The sequence below is a fragment of the Pseudomonas sp. 58 R 12 genome (assembly GCF_900005865.1).
Classification (GTDB): domain Bacteria; phylum Pseudomonadota; class Gammaproteobacteria; order Pseudomonadales; family Pseudomonadaceae; genus Aquipseudomonas; species Aquipseudomonas tritici.
On the sequence record NZ_CVTP01000016.1, the window covers coordinates 313078 to 333108 of the forward strand.

Here is a 20031-nt window from a genome sequence, read left to right on the forward strand (position 1 = left end):
CCTCTCTTGGTAAGGAATGTTCATGAAGCGCGTCTTGCGGACTCTCGCGGTTCTTGTAGTGCTGGCGGCTCTCGGCGCCGGCTGGTACGTGTACAGCAAGCAGCCAACCCGCCAGGGCACGGTTGAGCTGGCCAACCTGCAAGGCTCGGTCACCGTGCGCTACGACGACCGTGGCGTGCCGCATATTCGTGCCGAGAACGAAACCGACCTGTATCGCGCCCTGGGCTACGTGCACGCCCAGGACCGCTTGTTCCAGATGGAGATCATGCGGCGCCTGGCCCGTGGCGAGCTGGCCGAGGTGCTTGGGCCCAAGCTGCTGGAGACCGATAAGCTGTTCCGTAGCCTGCGCATTCGTGACCGCGCCGCCACTTATGTGGCGCAGCTGGATCATGATTCGGCGCACTGGAAGGCCCTGCAAGCCTACCTGGACGGGATCAACCAATATCAAGACAGCCACGCCCGCCCGATGGAGTTCGACGTGCTGGGCATCCCCAAGCGGCCGTTCACCGCCGAGGACAGCATCAGCGTCGCCGGGTATATGGCCTACAGCTTTGCTGCCGCATTTCGTACCGAGCCTCTGCTGACTTACGTACGCGATCAACTGGGCAGCGACTACCTGAAAGTCTTCGACCTCGACTGGCAACCTCAGGGCGCCCTCAACCTCGCCGCCAGCGATTGGCAAACCCTCGGCGCCATCGCCGCCCTGAGCGAACAGGCCTTGGCCGACAATGGCTTGCCGCAGTTCGAAGGCAGCAACGCCTGGGCCATCAGCGGCAACCGCACCAAGAGCGGTAAACCGTTGCTGGCCGGTGACCCGCATATTCGCTTCTCGGTGCCGTCGGTGTGGTACGAGGCGCAGCTGTCGGCGCCGGGCTTTGAGCTGTATGGCTATCACAACGCGCTGGTGCCGGTGGCGTTCCTGGGGCACAACCTGGATTTCGGCTGGAGCCTGACCATGTTCCAGAACGATGACCTCGACCTCATCGCCGAGAAGGTCAACCCGGAAAACGCCAATCAGGTCTGGTACCACGACCAGTGGGTCGATATGACCAGCACCGAGCAACAGATTGCGGTGAAAGGCCAGGCGCCCGTCACGCTGACCCTGCGCCAATCACCCCACGGCCCGGTCATTAATGACGTGCTCGGCGAAAGTGCCGGCAAGACGCCGATTGCCATGTGGTGGGCGTTCCTCGACACCCAGAACCCGATCCTCGAAGGTTTCTACCAGCTCAACCGCGCCGACACCCTGGCCAAGGCGCGCGCGGCGGCGTCGAAGGTGTCTGCGCCGGGGCTGAATATTGTGTGGGCGAATGCCAAGGGCGATATCGGCTGGTGGGCGGCGGCGCAATTGCCGATTCGTCCGGCCGGTACCAATGCCGGCTTTATCCTCGACGGCAGTAGCACACAGGCCGACAAGCTGGGCTTCTACCCCTTCAGCGCCAACCCCCAGGAAGAAAACCCCGCGCGTGGCTACGTGGTGTCGGCCAACGCGCAACCCGTCTCGCCCACCGGCATGGAGATCCCCGGTTATTACAACCTGGCCGACCGTGGCCAACAGTTGAACGCGCAGTTGAGCGACAAGAGCGTGAAGTGGGATGTCGACAACAGCCAGGCCTTGCAACTGGGCACCGCCACCGCCTTCGGCCCGCGCCTGCTGGCGCCGCTGTTGCCGGTGCTGCGTGAAGTGGTCAAGGACCCGGCGCAGTTGAAACTGGTGGAGCAACTGGCCGCCTGGAAAGGTGACTACCCGCTGGACTCCACCAGCGCCACGCTGTTCAACCAGTTCCTGTTCAACCTGGCCGACGCCGCCTTCCATCCGAAACTCGGCGACGCCATGTTCAAGACCCTGCTCAGCACCCGCGTGATCGACGCCGCACTGCCACGCCTGGCCGCCGCGCCAGATTCGCCGTGGTGGGACGGCAAGCGCGCCGACACCGTCAAGCTCGCCTGGGACAACAGCCTCGCACACCTCAAAGCCACTTTCGGCGATGACCCAAGCCAATGGCAGTGGGGCAAGGCCCACACCCTGACCCATGGCCACCCGCTGGGCTCGCAGAAACCGTTGGACCTGATCGTGAATGTCGGCCCGTTCCCGGCGCCGGGAACCCACGAAGTGCCCAACAACCAGTCGGCCCCTATCGGCCCGGCACCGTGGCCCGTGACCTACGGGCCTTCCACCCGCCGCCTGATCGATTTCGCCGATGCGGCTCACGCACTGACCATCAACCCGGTCGGGCAAAGTGGGGTGCCGTTCGACAAGCATTATGGCGACCAGGCAGAAACCTACATCGAAGGTGGCTATGAGCAGGCGCATTTCAGTGATGAGGAAGTGACGGCGAATATGCGAGGCACTCTTAAATTACTCCCTGCGAGATAGCGGCCTGTAAACCCGATCAAGCCAGCTCCCACACTTTGACCGGTGGTGCGGCGGCTACCGTGCCCGCACCCGCCCCGGCGCCTCACCATAGGTTTCCTTGAATTTCTTGCTGAACGCCGCCTGGGACTGGTAACCCACCTGGGCGGCGATATCCAACAGGCTCAGGCGTGACTGGCGCAGCAGGTTGAATGCCCGCTCCATGCGCAACTGGGTCAGCAACACCCAGGGCGATACGCCCGCCACTTTTACAAACGCGCGCATGAACGTAGCGCGCGACATCGTCGCGGCGGTGGCCAGGCTGTCGATGGTCCACTCGTGCCCGGGGTCGGCCAGCATCGCCTGCCAGGCCTTGCTCAGGCGCTTGTCGGCAAGCAGCGCGAAGGTGCCGGCAACTGGCGCCTGGCGGTTCAGCCAGGCACGCAGGATCAGGGTGAACAGCGCTGAAGAGAGCGCATCGATAAACGAACGTGCGCCGAGTTGCTCGCCGTCCGCTTCGCTGCGCAGCAACGCAATCAACGCAGCCAATTGCCCATCAGCCTGCCATTCGCGGCTGGACACCACCAGGTAATCGGGTAATGCACCGAACAACAGCGATTGGCGGTTGTAGTGAAAGCTGCCGCAGAGCATGTCCAAATCCGGCTGGTCACCGCCCAGGCGGTGCACCTTGAGTACGCCGCCTTCGATCACCCGCGGCTGCATCGGTCTGATACTCGCGCCCTGGCTGCGCAGCAAGTGCGTGGCGCCGCCAGGCATCAGCAGGATGTCACCCTCTTCCAGAGTCACCTGCTGGCCGCCCGACAATTCGGCGCGGCAGGTGCCTCTGAGCACGATGTGATACGGCGCCACACCGAGATTCTCGGGTGCATGCTCCAGCGCCCAGTCGCCCTGGAACTGGCACCGCAAATCCAGACTGCCGCGCAGGTTGGCCAGCGCGATAAGGGTGTCGATCGAATTCATTTGCGAGCATCGGTCAAAAAGATGAGCGGATTGAACAATTACCCCAACCTCAAACAGAACAGACTGGCTTCACACCCAACCTGTTGAGGAGTTACCGCAATGTTCAATAACTGGTCCGACTTGCTGCCCACCGTGAAGAATGCCTTTGGCGCGCTGGGCAAGAGCAACCCGAAGATGGTCAAAGCCTACATGGCACTGGGCGAGGCTGCCGAGGAAAACAATGTACTCGACGCCAAGACCCGTGAGCTGATTTCTATTGCCGTGGCCATCACCACCCGCTGCGACGGTTGCATCGGCGTGCATGCCGACGCCGCAATCAAGGCCGGCGCGACCCGCGAAGAGGTAGCCGCTACATTGGCCACCGCGATTTCGCTGAATGCCGGCGCGGCATACATCTACTCGCTGCGTGCGCTGGAAGCCTACGACACGCTCAAACCGGCGCCGCAAAGTTAAGCCGGAACTGTTGTGGCGTCACGCCCAGCCGGCGGTTGAACACACTGCGCATGTGCTGGGCGTCGCGAAACCCGCATTGATAAGCCACCGTCTTGAGAGGTGCGTGGCTGCTTTCGAGCAGCACCCGCGCCGCGTCCACCCGCGCCCGCTCGACAAACTCCGCCGGCGTAATCCGCGCCTCACGGGCAAACACCCGAGAGAAATTGCGCGGGCTCATATTGGCCGCCTCGGCCAGGTCGGCAATGCTCAGGTCGCCGGTCAGGTTCGCCAATACGTACAGCTGCACCAACGCCACCGCCGAGGTGGTTTCGGCGTGGGGCGTGAGGAACGGGCTGAACTGCGACTGCCCGCCCGAACGCTGGGTAAACACCACCAAGCGCTTGGCCACGCTCAGCGCGACTTCCGGGCCGTGGTCCTGAGCCAGCAAATAGAGCGACAAGTCGATACCCGCCGTGACCCCGGCCGAGGTGTAGAGGTTGCCGTCCTGCACGTAGAGGCGGTCGGCCTCAACCTGGGCGGTGGGGCACAGGCGCGCCAGATCAGCCGCGTCGTTCCAATGGGTGGTGACGGTTTTCCCATCCAGCAGCCCGGCTCGGGCCAGCATGAACGCGCCATTGCAGATCGAACCGAAGCGTTGTGCCCTTGCAGCGGCGCCCCGCAACCAATCATCGAACTGCGTGCCGAAGTCTTCGAAGGGTAACTGCGGGCCGCCAGCGACCAGCAGCAGGTCATAGGCGTGCAGGGCTTCGCTGTAGTGCCGGTGGGCCTGCAATGACAGACCGTTGGAGGCGGCCATGGTGCCGAGGCCAAGGCCAATCACTTCAAGCTGGTAATGGTCCTCAGGCGCTAGAAACCGGTTGGCCTCGCAAAACACATCCAAGGGGCCGGTCACGTCCAGTGACTGGACGCCGGGGAAAATCAGGATGGCAACGGTTTTGCCCATGAACAACACACCTTTGATTGGATGAACACAAGCCCGCTCCCACATTTTTGATTTTCGCAGGCTTCAAAGGATCAATCGCCTGCTACACCCTAGCTGATTTTGCCTTGGCACGATGTGGCTGCACATTGGCCGACATCGCTCCCTCGCCGTGCTAGCCCCTCCACGGGCACACGACCAGACTGGATGCTTCCCAGAGGAGAACGACCATGACCACCACCATCGCCGGCATCCAGATCCCTGACAGCGCCCTGGCCAAGGCCACCACCGAATACATCCGCGACGTCGAATCCGACCTGCTCTACCACCACTCTCGCCGGGTGTTCCTGTTTGGCGCATTGAGCGGTGAACGCAAGCAACTCGCCTACAACCCGGAGTTGCTCTACGTTGGCGCAATGTTTCATGACCTTGGCTTGGTCGAAGGCCATCGCAGTGACAACGAGCGCTTTGAAGTGGACGGCGCCAACGCAGCCGCGGCCTTCCTCAAGCCTTACGGCCTGAGCGATGACGACATCGAACAGGTGTGGTTATCCATCGCCCTGCACACCACACCGGGCGTGCCGCAGCATCTGCGCCCGACCGTGGCGCTGGTGACGGCCGGCGTGGAGATGGACGTGCTGGGCATGGACTACGCCGCGTTTTCCAGCGTGCAGCGCGAAGCCGTGGTGCATGCGCATCCACGTGGAGAAGGGTTCAAGGAGTGCATCATTTGCGCGTTTGCCGACGGCTTGCGCCATCGCCCGCAGACCACGTTTGGCAACGTGAAGACTGACGTGTTGGTGGATCAGGAGCCGGGGTTCAAGCCGATGAATTTTGTGGAGGTGATCCGCAAGTCGCCGTGGGTGGCTTAGTTGACCTGAAATGCAATCAACTGTGGGAGCTGGCTTGCCTGCGATAGCGGTGTATCAGTCGACAGATGAGTCGACTGGCACGGCCTCATCGCAGGCAAGCCAGCTCCCACATTTTTTACCGCGTTCCGTCAGTTAGACCGGTGCAGGCGCCCGGCGCTTGTCCGGCTGTTTCCAGCCATCCGCCGCCGCTTCTTCAATCGCTTGCTGGATAGCCTTCTTGCGGTGTTCTTCGGCACGGCGGCTGAAGAACCACACCAGGAAGGTCACCAACGACACCGCCAACAGGATCAAGCTCGCCACGGCGTTAATCTCGGGCTTAACCCCAAGGCGCACCGCCGAGAACACTTCCATCGGCAAGGTGGTCGAACCCGGCCCCGACACAAAGCTGGCCAGTACCAAGTCATCCAGCGACAGCGCGAACGACATCATGCCGCCCGCAGCCAGCGACGGTGCAATCATCGGGATGGTGATCAGGAAGAACACCTTCCACGGCCGCGCACCCAAATCCATCGCCGCTTCTTCGATCGACAGGTCCAACTCACGCAAGCGCGCCGACACCACCACCGCCACATAGGCTGCGCAGAACGTGGTGTGGGCGATCCAGATGGTGACGATGCCACGCTCTTGCGGCCAACCGATCATCTGCGCCATCGCCACAAACAGCAGCAACAGCGACAGACCGGTGATCACTTCCGGCATCACCAACGGCGCGGTCACCAGGCCGCCGAACAGCGTGCGGCCCTTGAATTGGCTGATGCGAGTCAGCACAAACGCTGCCAACGTGCCCAGCGCTACCGCAGCCACCGCCGTGTAGCAGGCGATTTCCAGGGAGCGGGCCACCGAGCCCATCAACTGGGTGTTGTCGAGCAGGCCCACGTACCACTTGATCGACCAACCGCCCCACACCGTCACCAGCTTGGATTCGTTGAACGAGTAGATCACCAGGATCAGCATCGGCAGGTAGATAAACAACAACCCCGCTACCAGCATGAAACTCGAGAAACTGAAGCGCTTCATATCTTGCCCTCCAACTCTTTGGCTTGGCTGCGGTTGAACAGGATGATCGGCACAATCAGGATCGCCAGCATCACCACCGCCAGGGCAGACGCCACCGGCCAGTCACGGTTGTTGAAGAACTCTTGCCACAACACTTTACCGATCATCAGGGTTTCCGGGCCGCCCAGCAGTTCCGGGATCACAAACTCGCCCACCACCGGGATGAATACGAGCATGCAGCCGGCGATGATGCCGTTCTTGGACAGCGGCACGGTGATTTTCCAGAAGCTATTGAAGGTGCTCGAACCCAGGTCCGATGCGGCTTCCAGCAGGCTCTGGTCATGTTTCACCAGGTTGGCATACAGCGGCAGGATCATGAACGGCAGGTACGAATAGACCACGCCGATGTACACCGCAATGTTGGTATTAAGGATCTGCAGCGGTTCGTTGATAAACCCCATGGACATCAGGAAGCCATTGAGCAAACCGTTGTTGCTGAGAATGCCCATCCACGCGTACACGCGGATCAGGATCGCAGTCCAGGTCGGCATCATGATCAGCAGCACCAGCACGGTCTGCATCTCTTTGCGCGCAGAAGCAATGGCATAGGCCATCGGATAGCCGATCAGCAGGCACAGCAGCGTGCTGAAAAACGCCATCTTGAGCGAGCCCAGGTACGCGGCGATATACAGCTCATCGCCCGCCAGCAAACTGTAGTTCGCCAGGTTCAGCACCAGTTGCAGCTTCTGCTCAACGTAGGTGTAGATCTCGGTGTACGGCGGGATCGCCACATCGGCTTCGGCAAAGCTGATTTTCAATACGATGAAAAATGGCAGTGCGAAAAACAGGAACAGCCACAGGAAAGGAATCCCAATGACCACCTGCTTGCCACTGGGGATTATGCGATCCAAGCGCCGCTTGAACTTCTTCATATTCATGAGCGAAGTACCACGCCGCTGTCGTCTTCCCACCAGACGTAGACCTGGTCACCCCAGGTCGGACGCTGCCCACGGCGCTCGGCGTTGGCGACGAAAGACTGCACCAGCTTGCCGCTCGGCAGCTCCACATAGAACACCGAGTGGCCGCCCAGGTAAGCAATGTCGTGCACCTTGCCGCTGGACCAGTTGTGCTCGCAGGTCGGCATTTCGGTGGTGACCAGCAGCTTTTCCGGGCGGATGGCGTAGGTCACCGACTTGTCTTCCACCGCGGTGGCGATGCCGTAGCCCACGTAGATGTCGCGGTCCAGGTCCGGGCACTTGAGCACCGCGTGGCCTTCGGCGTCATCCACCACTTGGGTGTCGAAGATGTTGACGTTGCCGATGAACTCGCACACCAGGCGGCTGGTGGGGGTTTCGTAGATGTCGATCGGGCTGCCGATCTGGGCGATCCAGCCCAGGTGCATGATCGCGATGCGCTCGGCCATGGTCATGGCCTCTTCCTGGTCGTGAGTCACCATCACGCAGGTCACGCCCACGCGCTCGATGATCTCCACCAGTTCCAGCTGCATCTGCGAGCGCAGCTTCTTGTCGAGGGCGCCCATGGGCTCATCGAGCAGCAGCAGTTTCGGGCGCTTGGCCAGCGAACGCGCCAGGGCCACACGTTGGCGCTGGCCACCGGACAACTGGTGCGGCTTGCGCTTGGCGTACTGGCTCATCTGCACCAGCTTGAGCATCTCGGCCACGCGGGCGTCGACTTCGGCTTTGGGAATCTTGTCCTGTTGCAGGCCGAACGCAATGTTCTGCGCCACGGTCATGTGTGGGAACAAGGCGTAGGACTGGAACATCATGTTGATCGGCCGCTCGTAGGGCGGCATGTCGGTGATGTCCACACCGTCGAGGTAGATGCGCCCTTCAGTCGGGCGCTCGAAACCTGCGAGCATGCGCAGCAAGGTGGACTTGCCCGAACCCGAACCGCCGAGCAAGGCGAAGATTTCGCCTTTCTTGATTTCCAGGGACACATCGTCCACGGCAATCGTCTCGTCGAACTTCTTTGTGACCCGGTCGATTTTGACCAGCACCTTTTTCGGTGTCTGGTCGCCCTCGAGGGCTTTCTTATAGGCGCCGGAGGCAACTGCCATTTACGAAACTCCCAAAAAAAAACAGTGCAGTTCGCCAGAGGCGGGCGAACCTTGGATAGTTTGAGCCTTACTTGCCCGTCTTGACCTTGGTCCAGCTACGGGTCATCAAGCGTTGCACTTTCGGGGGTAGCTCGAAGTTGACGAATGTCCGGTCGAGAACCGCCTGCGGTGGGTAAACCGCTTCGTCGGTGCGTATCGATTGCTCCATCAGTTTGTCCGCCCCTGGGTTAGGGTTGGCGTAACCGACGTGATCACTGACCTGAGCGATCACCTCAGGCTGCAGCAAATAGTTGATGAAGGCGTGGGCTTCCTTGACGTTGGCGGCATCCTTGGGGATCGCCAGTACGTCAAACCACAGGTTGCCGCCTTCTTTCGGAATCGCGTAGGCGATGTTCACGCCCTTGCCCGCCTCGGCCGCGCGGGCCTTGGCCTGGAACACATCACCGGAAAAACCGGCGGCCACGCAGATGTTGCCGTTGGCCAGGTCGGAGATGTATTTGGACGAATGGAAGTAGGTCACGTAAGGACGCACTTTCAGCAGTTTTTCCTCGGCTTTCTTGTAGTCGGCCGGGTTTGTGCTGTTGGGGTCCAGGCCCATGTAGTTGAGCACCGCGGGCAGCATCTCATCCGCCGAGTCCATGAACGACACACCGCACGTGGCCAGCTTCTTCATGTTCTCCGGCTCGAACAGCACGGCCCAGGAATCGATCTTGTCGACACCCAGCACTTCCTTCACTTTATCGACGTTGTAGCCAATGCCGTTGGTGCCCCACAGGTACGGCACGGCGTACTGGTTGCCCGGGTCGTTTTTTTCCAGACGCTTGAGCAGCACCGGGTCAAGGTTGGCGTAGTTCGTCAGCAATGACTTGTCGAGCTTCTGGAACGCCCCGGCCTTGATCTGCTTGCCGAGGAAGTGGTTGGACGGCACCACCACGTCGTAGCCGGTACGCCCGGCCAGCAGCTTGCCTTCCAGGGTTTCGTTGGAATCGAACACGTCGTACACGGGCTTGATGCCGCTGGCCTTTTCAAAGTTGGCCAGGGTGTCGTCGCCGATGTAGTCCGACCAGTTATAAATATGCACAGTCGGTGCGGCCTGCACGCTGACAGCCAGCGTGATACCTGCACCCACCAGCAAGGCTTTGCGAAATAAAGAAATTGGCAAGTGGAGGTCCTCTTAAATAGTTGGGCCTTAAAGTTGTTGCACGGCAACAAAACCGGCGCGCAACTTACCCTCGATAAACCGATCCGGCAAAACTTTCTGTCATTTATTTGTTTCATTAACCACCGCGCCAGGCGCGGTGGTTAATGAAGACCGGTTACTTACCGGACTTGATCTTGGTCCAGCTGCGTGTCATTTCACGCTGGGTCGCCGCCGGCAAGTCAGCAATAGCGTAGAGCTTGGCCTGCACCTCTGCTGACGGGTAAATGCCTGGATCGCTTGTGATGTCCTTGTCGACCAGTGCGGTCGCCTTCTCGTTACCGTTCGGGAAACGTACGCTGTTGGTGATCGAAGCCATCACTTCCGGCTTCAGCAGGTAGTTCATGAACTTGTAGGCCGCGTCGACGTTTTCGGCATCTTTAGGGATGGCGACCATGTCGAAGAAGCTGCCGGCGCCTTCTTTAGGAATGTCGTAGGCCACTTTCACCTTGCCACCGGCTTCAGCCGCGCGGGACTTGGCCTGCTGGATGTCACCCGAGTAACCCACGGCGACGCAGATGTTGCCGTTGGCCAGGTCCGAGATGTACTTGGACGAGTGGAAATAGCCGATCGAAGGACGGATCTTCAGGAATAGCGCCTCGGCTTGCTTGAGGTCGTCTTTCTTCTGGCTGTCAGTCGGCAGGCCCAGGTAGTGCAGCGCGATCGGCAACATTTCGGTAGGCGAATCAAGGAAGCTCACGCCGCAGCTTTTCAGCTTGGCGATGTTCTCAGGCTTGAGCAGCACATCCCACGATTCGATCTTGTCCACGCCCAGCGCGGCCTTGACCTTCTCCGGGTTGTAGCCGATGCCGATCGAGCCCCACATGTACGGGAAGGCGTGCTTGTTGTCCGGGTCGCTGACCGACACGGCCTTGAGCAGGGATTTGTTCAGGTTGTCGTAGTTGGTCAGCTTGGACTTGTCCAGCTCCTGATACACACCGGCCTTGATCTGCTTGGCGAGGAAGTTGTTCGACGGTACGACGATGTCGTAGCCGGACTTGCCTGCCAGCAACTTGGCTTCCAGGGTTTCGTTGCTGTCAAAAACGTCGTACACCACTTTGATGCCCGACTCTTTTTCAAAGTTGGCGATGGTGTCCGGTGCAATGTAGTCGGACCAGTTGTAGACGTGCAGCACTTTATCGTCTGCCTGGGCCGCGCCCGCCATTGCGCCCATCAGGGACAAGGCGAGGAGGGTCTTGCCAGCGTTCTTCAAACCTAATGCCTTCATTTGGTGATGCTCCAATTTTTCTTTTTTGGGCCACGTTCTTACAAGGTTCTGCGGCCCGTCTAAAGGGCAACAAAACAGGGCGACAGTCTGGCAAGTTCTGAGGCCAGCTTTCAACCAAAGCCTCATTTATAACTACTCGATGCGCAACGCTCGAAAGCCGCTGCGCACTGAGCCTAGCACTTAGCCCTGCAATGCCGCCAAAGTCAGGTCCAGGCAGTGGCGAGCCTTGGTCACCAGCTCGTCAATTTCGGCCTTGCTGATCACCAGCGGCGGCGAAATGATCATGGTGTCGCCCACGGCGCGCATGATCAGGCCATTCTCGAAGCAGAACGTGCGGCAGATCATGCCGGCGCCCTTGCCTTCGTAACGTTTGCGCGTGGCTTTGTCCTGCACCAGCTCAATCGCACCGAGCATGCCCACGCCGCGCACTTCACCCACCAGCGGATGATCAGCCAGCTCCCTCAGACGTTTCTGCAAATACGGTGCCGTTTCGTCATGAACGCGACTGACGATTTTTTCATCGCGCATGATGCGGATGTTCTCCAGCGCCACCGCAGCAGCCACCGGGTGACCGGAATAAGTGAAGCCGTGGTTGAAATCACCGCCTTCGTTGAGTACTTCCACCACGTCATCGCGCACGATCAGGCCACCCATGGGGATGTAACCCGAGGTCAGGCCCTTGGCGATGGTCATCATGTGCGGCTTGAGGTCGTAGAAATCGCTGCCGAACCACTCGCCGGTGCGGCCGAAACCGCAGATCACTTCATCGGCCACAAACAGAATGTCGTACTTGGCGAGGATTTCCTTGATGCGCGGCCAGTAGCTGGCGGGCGGTACGATCACGCCACCGGCGCCCTGGATCGGCTCGGCAATAAAGGCACCGACGTTGTCCACGCCCAGTTCAAGGATCTTCTCTTCCAACTGATTGGCCGCCCACACGCCGAATTCTTCCGGGCTCATGTCGCCGCCTTCGCCAAACCAGTACGGCTGGGCGATGTGGGTAATGCCCGGGATCGGCAAGTCACCCTGCTCATGCATATAGGTCATGCCGCCCAGGCTGGCGCCGGCCACGGTAGAGCCGTGGTAGCCATTCTTGCGGCTGATGATGGTTTTCTTGTTGGGCTGGCCTTTGATCGCCCAGTAGTGGCGGACCATGCGCAACATGGTGTCGTTGCCTTCGGAGCCGGACCCGGTGAAGAACACATGGTTCATGCCGGCAGGCGCGATGTCGGAAATCGCCTTGGCCAATTCCAGCACCGGCGGGTGAGCGGTCTGGAAGAACAGGTTGTAGTACGGCAGTTCTTTCATCTGCTTGGCGGCGGCGTCAGCCAGTTCATCGCGACCGTAACCGATCGCCACGCACCACAGGCCGGCCATGCCGTCGAGGATCTTGTTGCCTTCGCTGTCCCACAGGTAAACGCCATGGGCTTTGGTGATGATCCGTGGGCCTTTCTCTTTCAATTGCTTGAAGTCGCTGAACGGCGCCAAGTGGTGATCGCTGCTCAAGGCTTGCCATTCACGGGTTTGCGGGTTGTTGCTGGACATACCAATCTCCTAGACTTTTCAGTGAAGGGCGCGCGGGTTGCCCCACACGCCCGGCGCATCAGACGGCAAAGAGCAGGAATTCCCGCTCCCACGAACTGATCACGCGCTTGAAGTTTTCATGCTCGGCCCGCTTGACCGCGACGTAGCCTGTGATGAATTTCTGACCCAGGTATTTTTCGATGGTCTTGCTGTTTTCCATACGCTCCAGGGCGTCCTCGATGGTCAACGGCAGGCGCAGGTTGCGTCGCTCGTAACCACGACCCACCACCGGCGCGCTCGGCTCATGGCCTTCGACCATGCCGATGTAGCCACACAATAAGCTGGCGGCAATCGCCAGGTACGGGTTGGCGTCGGCGCCCGGCAGGCGGTTTTCCACACGGCGGTTCTGCGGGCCGGCATCCGGTACGCGCAGGCCGACCGTGCGATTCTCTTCGCCCCATTCCACGTTCACCGGCGCCGAGGTGTCGGGCAGGAAGCGGCGGAACGAGTTCACGTTGGGGGCAAACAGCGGCAGCAATTCAGGAATGAATTTCTGCAGGCCGCCAATGTGGTTGAGGAACAGCTGGCTCATGCTCCCGTCTTCATTGGAGAAGACGTTCTTGCCGGTGGCGATGTCGATGATGCTCTGGTGCAAGTGCATCGCGCTGCCAGGCTCGCCGGTCATCGGCTTGGCCATAAAGGTGGCGGCCACGTTGTGCTTGAGTGCGGCCTCACGCATGGTGCGCTTGAACACCAGGATCTGGTCGGCCAGGGACAGGGCATCGCCGTGACGGAAGTTGATTTCCATCTGCGCCGTGCCGTCTTCATGAATCAGCGTGTCGAGGTCCAGTTCCTGCAGCTCGCACCAGTCGTAGACGTCTTCGAACAAAGGGTCGAATTCGTTGGCCGCTTCTATAGAGAAGGACTGCCGACCAGTCTCCGGGCGACCGGACCGGCCAATCGGCGGTTGCAGCGGGAAGTCCGGGTCTTCGCAACGTTTGGTCAGGTAAAACTCCATCTCCGGTGCCACGATGGGCTGCCAGCCTTTGTCGGAGTAAAGCTTGAGGACTTTCTTGAGCACGTTGCGCGGCGACAGCTCGATCGGGTTGCCTTGCTTGTCGTAGGTGTCGTGGATCACCTGGGCGGTGGGCTCGATGGCCCAGGGCACCAGGAATACCGCGTTCTGGTCGGGGCGGCAGATCATGTCGATGTCGGCCGGATCGAGCAATTCGTAATAGATGTCGTCTTCGACATAGTCGCCAGTCACGGTCTGCAACAGAACGCTCTCGGGCAGGCGCATGCCTTTTTCAGCAATGAATTTGTTGGTTGGCGAGATCTTGCCACGGGTGATACCCGTAAGGTCGCCAATCATGCATTCGACTTCTGTGATCTTGTGGTCTTTCAACCAATCGGTGAGCTGGTCGAGGTTGTTACTCATAAATGCCTCTGGGCTGGGTTTCCTGGCATCCGTTAAAGGCCAGGCGTTGTTTGACGCAGCATCCGCGTCGTTTTTTCATTCAGGGTAGGAGCTTACCTGCCATTTGCTGCAGCGTTGCATTCCTCAGGCCAAACTCGTGCAGAATCATGAGCAGCACCCTGCACGGGAGCCGCTCAGAAGCAGGCAAGAGGAAAGCGAATGGGCAAAGACGAGGTCAGCCGAGGCGTCAAGAATATTGACCGGGCTGCGGGTGTTTACACAGGAAGAATGGAATGATGACAAAGCCTGTCTGAAGCAGGCAGAGACGCCAAGTGGAGGCAGGCGAAACATGAAGCACCCCGGTATTATTGCTGTTATGGGTTTGAATCGAGCTTAGCCTTGTTCATTTTTTTACACAACACCCCCGTAAAAAATACAACACGGCCCGCTCAAGCCTGCGAGTCCCAAGCCTTTCAAACCCAAAAAACCGCCCCAAAAAGCCTCAAAAAAGCCCTCAGGGCGCTTTTTTAGGGCAAAAAAGGCCTCGCTTGACTTCGGCATGCCGTTCGGGTTGACTGAAACCAGAAAAGATCAATGATTGATATTTTTAACAACAAAGGTGTTGCATCATGTCGGTACCCCCGCGTGCCGTTCAGCTTAACGAAGCGAACGCGTTCCTTAAGGATCATCCTGAGGTTCTGTACGTAGACCTTCTAATTGCGGATATGAATGGTGTGGTGCGCGGCAAGCGCATCGAACGCACCAGCCTCCACAAGGTTTACGAGAAGGGCATTAACCTGCCTGCCTCTTTATTTGCCCTGGATATCAATGGCTCTACGGTGGAAAGCACCGGCCTGGGCCTGGACATCGGTGATGCTGACCGAATCTGTTATCCAATCCCCGACACCCTGTGCAATGAGCCGTGGCAAAAGCGCCCTACCGCGCAACTGCTGATGACCATGCACGAACTAGAAGGTGAGCCGTTCTTCGCCGATCCGCGCGAAGTGCTCCGGCAAGTTGTCAGCAAATTTGACGACCTCGGTCTGACCATCTGCGCTGCCTTCGAGCTTGAGTTCTACCTGATCGACCAGGAGAACGTGAACGGCCGCCCGCAACCGCCCCGCTCGCCGATCTCCGGTAAACGCCCGCATTCGACACAGGTCTACCTGATCGACGACCTCGACGAATACGTCGACTGCCTCCAGGACATCCTGGAAGGTGCCAAAGAGCAAGGCATCCCGGCCGACGCCATCGTCAAGGAAAGTGCCCCGGCGCAGTTCGAAGTGAACCTGCACCACGTGGCCGACCCGATCAAGGCGTGTGACTACGCCGTATTGCTCAAACGCCTGATCAAGAACATCGCCTACGACCATGAGATGGACACCACCTTCATGGCCAAGCCTTACCCAGGCCAGGCAGGCAACGGTTTACACGTACACATTTCGATCCTGGACAAAGACGGCAAGAACATCTTTGCCAGCGAGGATCCCGAGCAGAACGCCGCATTGCGTCACGCGATCGGCGGTGTGCTGGAGACCCTACCCGCTCAAATGGCGTTCCTGTGCCCCAACGTCAACTCCTACCGTCGATTCGGCGCACAGTTCTACGTGCCGAACTCGCCGTGCTGGGGCCTGGATAACCGCACCGTGGCGATCCGCGTACCGACTGGCGCGGCCGATTCCGTGCGGATCGAACACCGTGTGGCTGGCGCCGACGCCAACCCTTACTTGCTGATGGCTTCGGTTTTGGCAGGCGTGCATCACGGCCTGACCAACAAGATCGAGCCGAACGCACCGGTGGAAGGCAACAGCTACGAGCAGAACGAGCAAAGCCTGCCGAACAACCTGCGCGATGCCCTGCGCGAGTTGGATGACAGCGAGGTGATGGCCAAGTACATCGATCCTAAATACATCGATATCTTCGTTGCCTGTAAGGAAAGTGAGCTGGAGGAGTTTGAACACTCTATCTCCGACCTTGAGTACAACTGGTACCTGCATACCGTGTAAGCGGTGGCTGCAATAAGAGAACGCCGCAGGCTTAATGGCCTGCGGCGTTTTTTTATGGGTTTATTCCGGGAGACCGAGTTGGCCCCTTCGCGAGCAAGTCGAATCGTCGCACCGCCGCTCCCACATTTGACCGAGTTCTCCTGAAGAAACCGGTTCGAATGTGGGAGCGGGCTTGCTCGCGAAGGCGGCCTGGCAGACAACACACCTCCCTGCTCATACAATGCCCGCTGCCTTGTAGGAGACTTCCATGACCACCCGCCCCGCCGCCCCTCGCAAACCCCGCGCCCGTAGCCAGGCCCGGATCGACGCGATCCTCGACGCAGCCCGCACCTTGCTGGCCGCTGAAGGCGTGGCCGGTTTGTCGATCTACAGCGTGGCCGAACGGGCGCAGATTCCCCCTTCGTCGGTCTATCACTTCTTCGCCAGCGTGCCGGCATTGCTGGAAGCGTTGACCGCTGACGTCCACGCCGCTTTCCGCGCAGCCATCCAGGCGCCCATCGAGCATGACTCACTCAAACACTGGCGCGACCTGTCCTGCATCGTCGAACAGCGCATGCTCACCATCTATGATCATGACGCCGCCGCGCGACAGTTGATCCTGGCGCAGCACGGGCTCACCGAAGTGACCCAGGCCGACCGTCAGCATGATCTGGAATTGGGCGACCTGATGCTCACCGTGTTCAACCGTCACTTTGAAGTGCCGACGTTGCCCAGCGATGTGGATGTGTTTGCGTTAGCGCTGGAGCTGAGCGACCGCGTGTATGCGCGCTCAGTGCATCAACATGGGTTGATTACGCCGCGCATGGCGGAGGAAGGGATGCGGGTGTTTGATGCGTATGTGGGGCTTTATTTGCCGGCGTATTTGCCTAAGCGCCAAGTCCTGGTTTGACAGGGCCGGCTCTATCGCAGGCAAGCCAGCTCCCACATTTGAATGCATTCCAACCTTGGAACTCGGTCAAATGTGGGAGCTGGCTTGCCTGCGATAGCGGCCTCAAGAACAACGCCAATTACAACTTGGCAATCGACACCTCGGTGGACTTAACAAAGGCAATCACTTCGCTGCCAATCACCAGCTCCAGCTCTTTGACCGAGCGAGTAGTGATTACCGAAGTAACGATGCCGGACGCCGTTTGCACATCGATTTCCGACAGCACGTCGCCTTCGACGATTTCCTTGATCGTGCCTTTGAACTGGTTACGCACGTTGATGGCTTTAATAGTCATGGTGTTCTCTCTTCGTAGGACAAGTGAGTTATTGAGCCCAACGCAATTGCGTAGGCAGCGGTGAAACAGGTTCAGGTTCCGGCGGCGTGCCGGGTAACGACAACACACGGTTGAGCACTTCGGCTTCCAGCGCCGCCAAGCGATGCGAGCCGCGGGCCCGTGGGCGTGGCAGGTCGACGATCAGGTCGAGGCCGATTTCGCCGTCTTCGATCAGGATCACCCGGTCGGCAATGGCCACGGCTTCGCTGACATCGTGGGTCACCAGCAACACGGTAAAGCCGTGCTTCTGCCAGAGGTTTTCGATCAGTTGCTGCATCTCGATACGAGTCAGGGCATCCAGCGCGCCCAAGGGCTCGTCAAGCAACAGCAGGCGCGGTTGATGGATCAAGGCGCGCGCCAGGGCCACGCGTTGCTTCTGCCCACCGGACAGCGCCGCCGGCCACTCATTGGCGCGTTCGGCCAGGCCGACTGCTTCCAGGGCTTCCAGCGCTTTGGGGCGCCAGTTGCCTTTAAGGCCCAGGCCGACGTTATCGATAATCTTTTTCCACGGCAGCAGGCGCGCTTCCTGGAACATCAACCGCGTGTCTTCAATCGCTTCGCTCAGCGGCGCGGAGCCGGCCAGCAGCTCGCCGCCGCTGGCTTTGTCCAGGCCGGCCAGCAGGCGCAATAACGTACTTTTGCCGCAACCGCTGCGACCGACCACCGCCACGAACTGGCCGGCAGGAATGTGCAGGTCGATTTCCTTGAGCACTTCGCGCGCACCAAAAGCCTTGCGCAGTTTACGCACCGCCAAGGGAATCCCCTTCAGCAGGCGCGGGGGTTGTTGAGCTGTCATGCCGCACCTCCTTTATTCACTTGATACGCCGGGTGCCAGCGCAGCCACACACGCTCCAGGCCACGCGCGGCCAGGTCGGCCAGCTTGCCGAGGATCGCGTACATCACAATCGCGAGTACCACCACATCGGTTTGCAGGAATTCACGGGCGTTCATCGCCAGGTAACCGATACCGGAACTGGCCGAGATGGTTTCCGCCACGATCAGCGTCAGCCACATAAAGCCCAGGGCAAACCGCACCTCCACCAGGATCGACGGCAGCGCGCCGGGCAGGATCACCTGACGGAACAGGCTGAACCCGGACAAGCCGTAGCTGCGCGACATTTCCACCAGCGCCGGGTCGACATTGCGGATGCCGTGATACGTGTTGAGGTAGATCGGGAACAGCGTGCCAAGGGCGACCAGGAAAACCTTCGCCGTCTCGTCGATGCCGAACCACAGGATTACCAACGGGATCAGCGCCAGGTGCGGCACGTTGCGGATCATCTGCACCGAGCTGTCCAGCAGGCGTTCGCCCCACGCCGACAGGCCGGTGATAAAGCCCAGGGCCAGACCGATGCTGCCGCCGATCACAAAACCCAGGCCCGCACGCCAGCCGCTGATGGCCAGGTGTGTCCAGATTTCGCCGCTGGCCACCAGGTGGACGCCGGCTGCAATCACGGCGCTGGGCGCCGGCAGAATGCGCGTCGACAACCAGCCCGCCGACACCGACAACTGCCACACCGCCAGCAAGAGAATCGGCAGTACCCAGGGCGCCACACGATGGCTTAGTTTTTCAAAGTTCATGGCGCTGCCTCAGCTCTGTGACGCAGCTTTGGGAAGGATGTCGTTGGCGACCATCTCGCCGAACGGGCTGACGTACCCGGCGCTTTTTGGCAGCTCGGGACGCTCGATATCCAGGTGTGGGAACAGCAGCTCGGCGACGCGATACGACTCTTCCAGGTGTGGGTAACCAGAGAAGATAAACGTGTCGATGCCGAGCGCTGCGTATTCCTTCACACGTTCAGCAACCGTTGGGCCATCGCCCACCAGCGCCGTACCCGCGCCGCCTCGGACAAGGCCAACGCCGGCCCACAGATTGGGGCTGACTTCGAGGTTGTCGCGGTTGCCGCCATGCAAGGCAGCCATGCGTTGCTGACCGACGGAATCGAAACGCGCCAGGGAGGCCTGGGCACGAGCAATGGTGTCGTCGTCCAAATGAGAGATCAGTTTGTCGGCGGCTTTCCATGCCTCATCGTTGGTTTCACGCACGATCACGTGCAAGCGAATACCAAAGCGCACAGTGCGCCCGAGCTTCGCGGCCTTGGCCCGTACCTGCTCGATCTTTTCAGCGACGGCAGCCGGTGGCTCGCCCCAGGTCAGCACCATTTCCACTTGTTCGGCAGCCAGGTCCTGGGCGGCCTCGGAGGAACCGCCGAAGTACAGCGGCGGGCGTGGTTGCTGGATCGGCGGGTAAAGCAGCTTGGCGCCTTTGACGCTGATGTGCTCGCCGTCGTAATCCACGGTTTCGCCTTCCAGCACGCGGCGCCAGATGCGGGTGAACTCCACAGAAGCCTGGTAGCGCTCTTCATGGCTGAGGAACAGACCGTCGCCGGCCAATTCCTCCGGGTCACCACCGGTGACCAGATTGAACAACGCACGGCCGCCAGACAGGCGATCCAGGGTCGCAGCCTGACGCGCGGCCACCGTCGGGGAAATGATCCCGGGGCGCAACGCGACAAGGAATTTCAGACGCTGGGTCACCGGAATCAGCGAGGCAGCCACCAGCCACGAGTCTTCGCAGGAGCGACCGGTAGGGATCAGCACCCCGCCGAACCCCAGGCGGTCAGCGGCCTGGGCCACTTGCTGCAGGTAACCGTGGTCAACGGCGCGAGCGCCTTCGGCGGTGCCAAGGTAATGGCCGTCGCCGTGGGTAGGCAGGAACCAGAAAATAGTGAGGCTCATGGAGTT

The 20031-nt window shown here is 60.1% G+C and carries 18 protein-coding genes; 5 read left to right on the forward strand and 13 right to left on the reverse strand.

From position 1 onward, the window contains the following. Positions 1-22: 22 nt before the first annotated feature. Complete coding sequence (locus BFP95_RS10805; RefSeq protein WP_065910033.1) at positions 23-2377, forward strand: penicillin acylase family protein; 2355 nt, start codon at positions 23-25, stop codon at positions 2375-2377. Between the two features lie 54 nt (positions 2378-2431). Here BFP95_RS10805 and BFP95_RS10810 read toward each other — a convergent pair whose 3' ends face one another. Beyond that, a complete protein-coding gene (locus BFP95_RS10810; protein ID WP_065910035.1) occupies positions 2432-3334 on the reverse strand; it encodes an AraC family transcriptional regulator in 903 nt (300 codons plus the stop codon). A 99-nt stretch (positions 3335-3433) separates the two neighbouring features. Between BFP95_RS10810 and BFP95_RS10815 the strand changes: the two genes are divergently transcribed. Further along, positions 3434-3787: a carboxymuconolactone decarboxylase family protein gene (locus tag BFP95_RS10815; RefSeq protein ID WP_065910037.1), complete on the forward strand. Its 354-nt coding sequence runs from the start codon at positions 3434-3436 to the stop codon at positions 3785-3787. Here the strand turns inward: BFP95_RS10815 and BFP95_RS10820 are convergent. Next, positions 3765-4730: a GlxA family transcriptional regulator gene (locus tag BFP95_RS10820; RefSeq protein ID WP_065910039.1), complete on the reverse strand. Its 966-nt coding sequence runs from the start codon at positions 4728-4730 to the stop codon at positions 3765-3767. The genes BFP95_RS10815 and BFP95_RS10820 overlap by 23 nt on opposite strands. Positions 4731-4936: 206 nt before the next feature. Here BFP95_RS10820 and BFP95_RS10825 point away from each other — a divergent pair, with 206 nt between their 5' ends. Then, positions 4937-5578, forward strand: coding sequence for an HD domain-containing protein (locus tag BFP95_RS10825; protein WP_065910040.1), 642 nt, complete (start codon positions 4937-4939; stop codon positions 5576-5578). A gap of 132 nt (positions 5579-5710) precedes the next feature. On the opposite strand, the gene BFP95_RS10830 is transcribed toward BFP95_RS10825, so the two are convergent. The 7 genes from BFP95_RS10830 to BFP95_RS10860 all read right to left on the reverse strand — a co-directional run bounded on the left by BFP95_RS10830 (position 5711) and on the right by BFP95_RS10860 (position 14039). After that, positions 5711-6595: an ABC transporter permease subunit gene (locus BFP95_RS10830; protein WP_010207334.1), complete on the reverse strand. Its 885-nt coding sequence runs from the start codon at positions 6593-6595 to the stop codon at positions 5711-5713. Beyond that, positions 6592-7512 (reverse strand): ABC transporter permease subunit, encoded by a 921-nt coding sequence (locus BFP95_RS10835; RefSeq protein WP_065874415.1) that lies wholly within the window; start codon positions 7510-7512, stop codon positions 6592-6594. Before BFP95_RS10835 ends, BFP95_RS10830 begins: the two co-directional genes overlap by 4 nt. Then, positions 7509-8651 carry an ABC transporter ATP-binding protein gene (locus tag BFP95_RS10840; RefSeq protein ID WP_003176776.1) on the reverse strand — a complete coding sequence of 381 codons (1143 nt, stop codon included), beginning with the start codon at positions 8649-8651 and terminating at the stop codon, positions 7509-7511. Before BFP95_RS10840 ends, BFP95_RS10835 begins: the two co-directional genes overlap by 4 nt. Before the next feature lie 67 nt (positions 8652-8718). Continuing rightward, positions 8719-9813 carry a polyamine ABC transporter substrate-binding protein gene (locus tag BFP95_RS10845; protein WP_065880215.1) on the reverse strand — a complete coding sequence of 365 codons (1095 nt, stop codon included), beginning with the start codon at positions 9811-9813 and terminating at the stop codon, positions 8719-8721. A 154-nt stretch (positions 9814-9967) separates the two neighbouring features. Continuing rightward, a complete protein-coding gene (locus BFP95_RS10850) occupies positions 9968-11062 on the reverse strand; it encodes a polyamine ABC transporter substrate-binding protein (RefSeq protein WP_065874456.1) in 1095 nt (364 codons plus the stop codon). A gap of 195 nt (positions 11063-11257) precedes the next feature. Continuing rightward, the gene (locus tag BFP95_RS10855) at positions 11258-12622 is read right to left on the reverse strand and encodes an aspartate aminotransferase family protein (protein WP_065880216.1); all 1365 of its coding nucleotides are present in this window, start codon (positions 12620-12622) and stop codon (positions 11258-11260) included. A 58-nt stretch (positions 12623-12680) separates the two neighbouring features. Continuing rightward, positions 12681-14039: a glutamine synthetase family protein gene (locus BFP95_RS10860; protein WP_065874418.1), complete on the reverse strand. Its 1359-nt coding sequence runs from the start codon at positions 14037-14039 to the stop codon at positions 12681-12683. Between the two features lie 608 nt (positions 14040-14647). Between BFP95_RS10860 and BFP95_RS10865 the strand changes: the two genes are divergently transcribed. Together BFP95_RS10865 and BFP95_RS10870 are read left to right on the forward strand one after the other, a co-directional pair. After that, positions 14648-16024 (forward strand): glutamine synthetase family protein, encoded by a 1377-nt coding sequence (locus tag BFP95_RS10865; RefSeq protein WP_065874419.1) that lies wholly within the window; start codon positions 14648-14650, stop codon positions 16022-16024. Positions 16025-16271: 247 nt separating this feature from the next. Continuing rightward, entirely contained in the window at positions 16272-16913 is a 642-nt protein-coding gene (locus tag BFP95_RS10870; RefSeq protein ID WP_065874420.1) for a TetR/AcrR family transcriptional regulator, read from the forward strand. A 118-nt stretch (positions 16914-17031) separates the two neighbouring features. Here the strand turns inward: BFP95_RS10870 and BFP95_RS10875 are convergent, their stop codons facing one another. Genes BFP95_RS10875 through ssuD form a run of 4 tightly spaced genes read right to left on the reverse strand, consistent with a single transcriptional unit; the run spans position 17032 to position 20025 of the window. After that, positions 17032-17247 carry a TOBE domain-containing protein gene (locus BFP95_RS10875; RefSeq protein ID WP_003213899.1) on the reverse strand — a complete coding sequence of 72 codons (216 nt, stop codon included), beginning with the start codon at positions 17245-17247 and terminating at the stop codon, positions 17032-17034. Between the two features lie 28 nt (positions 17248-17275). After that, positions 17276-18082: an aliphatic sulfonates ABC transporter ATP-binding protein gene (ssuB, locus tag BFP95_RS10880; RefSeq protein ID WP_025857375.1), complete on the reverse strand. Its 807-nt coding sequence runs from the start codon at positions 18080-18082 to the stop codon at positions 17276-17278. After that, positions 18079-18867 (reverse strand): aliphatic sulfonate ABC transporter permease SsuC, encoded by a 789-nt coding sequence (gene ssuC, locus BFP95_RS10885; protein ID WP_065910042.1) that lies wholly within the window; start codon positions 18865-18867, stop codon positions 18079-18081. Before ssuC ends, ssuB begins: the two co-directional genes overlap by 4 nt. Before the next feature lie 9 nt (positions 18868-18876). Beyond that, positions 18877-20025, reverse strand: a complete 1149-nt coding sequence (gene ssuD / locus BFP95_RS10890; protein WP_065874422.1) for an FMNH2-dependent alkanesulfonate monooxygenase — start codon at positions 20023-20025, stop codon at positions 18877-18879. Positions 20026-20031: the final 6 nt, after the last annotated feature.